We start from the raw sequence: 3046 nt of genomic DNA on the forward strand, positions 1-3046 counted from the left end.
GGCTTCAGCCCGTTCGCCTCGGCAATGCCGGCGATGCGTCGGCGGCCGGCCGCGACCCGCGCCACCACGCTTTGCAGATAGTGCTGATCGGCGAGCGCCTCGACGCCGGCGATCTGCGCCATGCGGCTGACGCCGTAATGGTTGCGGATCTTCTCGAAGTCGCGGATCACCTGGGCCTCAGCGATCGCATAGCCGCAGCGTATGCCCGCCAGCCCGTACGCCTTCGAGAAGGTGCGCATGCGGATGACGTTTGGCCTGGAGATATCGATCGGCGGCAGCGCCGAGGCCGGCCCGAGTTCGCCATAGGCCTCGTCGAGCACCAGCATGGTGGTTTCCGGCAGCGCCTCGATGAAGCGGATGATCTCGCTCGCCTCCCACCAACTGCCCATCGGATTGTCGGGGTTGGAGAGATAGACCAGCGGGGCCTTGTCCCTGTGCACCGCCGCCAGCAGGCCATCCAGGCTTTCCCGGTCGTTCTCGTAAGGGACCGTCACCAGTCGTCCGCCGACACCGGCGATGTGGAAGTTGAAGGTCGGATAAGCGCCGAGCGAGGTGACCACAGCATCGCCGGGCGCCACATACATGCGTGCCACCAGGGCGAGCAGGCCATCTATGCCTTCGCCGACAACGACGTTCTCTGCTTTTACGCCGTGATGCGCGGCTACCGCCACCTTCAGATCGTGATTGTCGGGATCGCAATACATCCACATGTCGCCGGCGATCTCGGCCATGCGGGCGATGACGCGCGGCGAGGGACCAAAGCTGCTCTCATTGGCGCCGATGCGGGCGCGAAAAGCGCGGCCACGCTCGCGCTCCTGCGCTTCGGGGCCGACAAACGGCACCGTCGAGGGAAGCGCTGCGATGAGCGGCATGAGGGGAGGGCGCTGATGCATGGTGGAAGCTCGCTTGAAAGGGCCTTCTTGCTAGCGCGCCGGATGGGTCGGTGCAAGTTGCCGCTGGGCAGATCCGTAACGCTGGATTCTTTCGGCCGCTTTTGCTAGCGAGACGTGATGAACAACCGTCTGCCGCCTGCCTGGTCAAAGCACCTCAAGGTCCAAACCGGGCCGAAACCCAAATTCCCGCAGCCAAATCTGCGCAACGCAAATTCGCTTTCGCCTGCGCAGGCAGACGATGCGTTGCTGGAGCAGGCGTATCAGTTTCAGCAGGCCAAGCGGCTTAACGAGGCTCAGGACCTATGCCTTCGGGTGCTGGCGCGCACGCCTAACCATCCGCTCGCCCTGTATATTTTGGGGACCGTGTGCCTGGGCTACGACGATGAGGCGGCCTTGCGATATTTCGCACGAGCGATCGGCGAGGAACCAAAAAACCCCTACTACCACCTTGGTTTGGCTTCGGCCTATGTGAAGGTCAGTGAATATTCACCGGCAATCGAGCATATGCAGTATGCCTTGGAGTTGCAGCCAGGTCTCATCGAAGCGCTTTGTGCATTGGGGGACGCTTATATCCAGTTTGATAAACCCGACATGGCTTTGCCGCTCTATGAGAAGGCGCTGAAGATCAACCGCGATCATCCCAAAGTGCGGATAGGACTGGCCAGCGCGCTCAGCAGCCTGGGGCGCATGGACGAGGCCGCCGCCTTTCTTAAAGAAGCAATCGAACGTCGCATCGCAATGCCGACTGCCTACAACGACCTTGTACAGACGCAAAAGTTCACCGAAGAGCCAAAGGAACTACAATCCATCGTTGGTGAACTCGGCAATCCCAAGCTTGATCTGGACGGCGTAGAGAAGCTCCATCTGGCGGCCGGCAAGGTGCTGAACGACCTCAAGCGCTATAAGGATGCATTCGGCCATTTCAACAAGGCCAAACAGGCCTCGGGCCGCTACTTCGATATCGACCAATACCGTCGGTGGGTAGATTCACTGATTGAGACCTTCACGCCTGAGATGCTGGCTGCCAGGTCGGGTTACGGAAATCCTTCGGAAGTTCCTGTGTTCGTGGTCGGCATGCCGCGCTCGGGAACGACACTCACGGAACAAATTTGCGCAAGTCATCCCGATGTCCATGGCGCAGGGGAACTAAGCAAACTCAGAAGAGTCGCGAATGCGATCGACCTCAGAAAGTCATCGGCCGGGAGGCTAAACCATGCGATGGCGTCGATCACAGAACACCTGTCCGGAACACTGGCCGAAGAGCACCTGACCTATCTGAGGGAGCGAGCGCCTGCCGCGCTTCGGATCGTGGATAAGATGCCTCATAATTTTGAGCTGATCGGTCTTATCGCCGTTCTCTTTCCCAACGCGCGAATCATTCATTGCCGTCGTGACGCCATCGACAATTGCGTCTCTTGTTTTGTCCAGAAATTCGGCGAGGGGCACAGCTACAACACCGACCTGAAGACACTCGGCCTGTACTATCGAGAATATGACCGCCTGATGCAGCATTGGAACGAGGTTTTCCCGAACCTGATCTTCGAAAATCAGTACGAGACGCTGGTCGACGATCAGGAAGCGCAGTCACGCCGCCTCATCGATTACCTTGGGCTGCCCTGGGATGACGCCTGCCTGCGCTTTTTCGACAGGGATGGTTCGGTCAACACACCCAGTCGCTGGCAGGTTCGCCAACCGATCTACAAATCGTCGGTCAAGCGCTGGAAGAATTATGAAGGCGAGATCCAGCCACTCATCGATGCTTTGGGCGACTTGGCGGACACGTAACTCAGACCAGTCCTGCGTTCCGCTCATGCGCGCACGTCTCCTCGATTTGGTTGGCACTGCTGAGAAATAGAGCTGAAGAAGCTTACGGATGCGCGTGATTCCGCACCCGATGATCCCAACACAATCGCTCGGTTGGTCAATTGATTCTGCTGGTCGACACGCTCGAAGTGCTTGGCGCGAAAACTCACGCACTGCCGGACTGCCGGAGCTGCCGGGGCTCGGCTTCGTCGGCTGGCTATTGTCGCTCGCAAACCTTCAAGAAGTGCAGGGGCTCGGTCTCGGGGCGGCTCAACTGCATTTGACGAGTCTCTCGGAACCCGGCGTAAAAAACCCGGCGGTTGCCCGCCGGGTGTTCGAGTTCGACAAGT

General features: G+C 59.4%; 3 protein-coding genes. 2 read left to right on the forward strand and 1 reads right to left on the reverse strand.

The genetic code is table 11. The features are described 5' to 3' along the window. The coding region (locus EN994_RS24655) for a pyridoxal phosphate-dependent aminotransferase (protein WP_127307870.1) at window positions 1-893 on the reverse strand (893 nt) is incomplete at its 3' end. A gap of 117 nt (window positions 894-1010) precedes the next feature. Here EN994_RS24655 and EN994_RS24660 point away from each other — a divergent pair. Together EN994_RS24660 and EN994_RS35695 are read left to right on the forward strand one after the other, a co-directional pair. Continuing rightward, complete coding sequence (locus tag EN994_RS24660; protein WP_013532602.1) at window positions 1011-2678, forward strand: sulfotransferase; 1668 nt, start codon at window positions 1011-1013, stop codon at window positions 2676-2678. 88 nt (window positions 2679-2766) lie between these two features. Beyond that, a partial coding sequence (locus EN994_RS35695) for a hypothetical protein (RefSeq protein ID WP_206530489.1) occupies window positions 2767-3046 on the forward strand: 280 nt, incomplete at its 3' end.

The sequence above is a fragment of the Mesorhizobium sp. M7A.F.Ca.CA.002.09.1.1 genome, from assembly GCF_003998555.1.
In the GTDB taxonomy this organism is placed as follows: Bacteria; Pseudomonadota; Alphaproteobacteria; order Rhizobiales; family Rhizobiaceae; genus Mesorhizobium; species Mesorhizobium ciceri.

What these genes read in the sequence shown, in the direction of transcription:
- EN994_RS24660 (WP_013532602.1), top strand. Translation starts at nt 1,011, where the DNA reads ATGAACAACCGTCTGCCGCCTGCCTGGTCAAAGCACCTCAAGGTCCAA.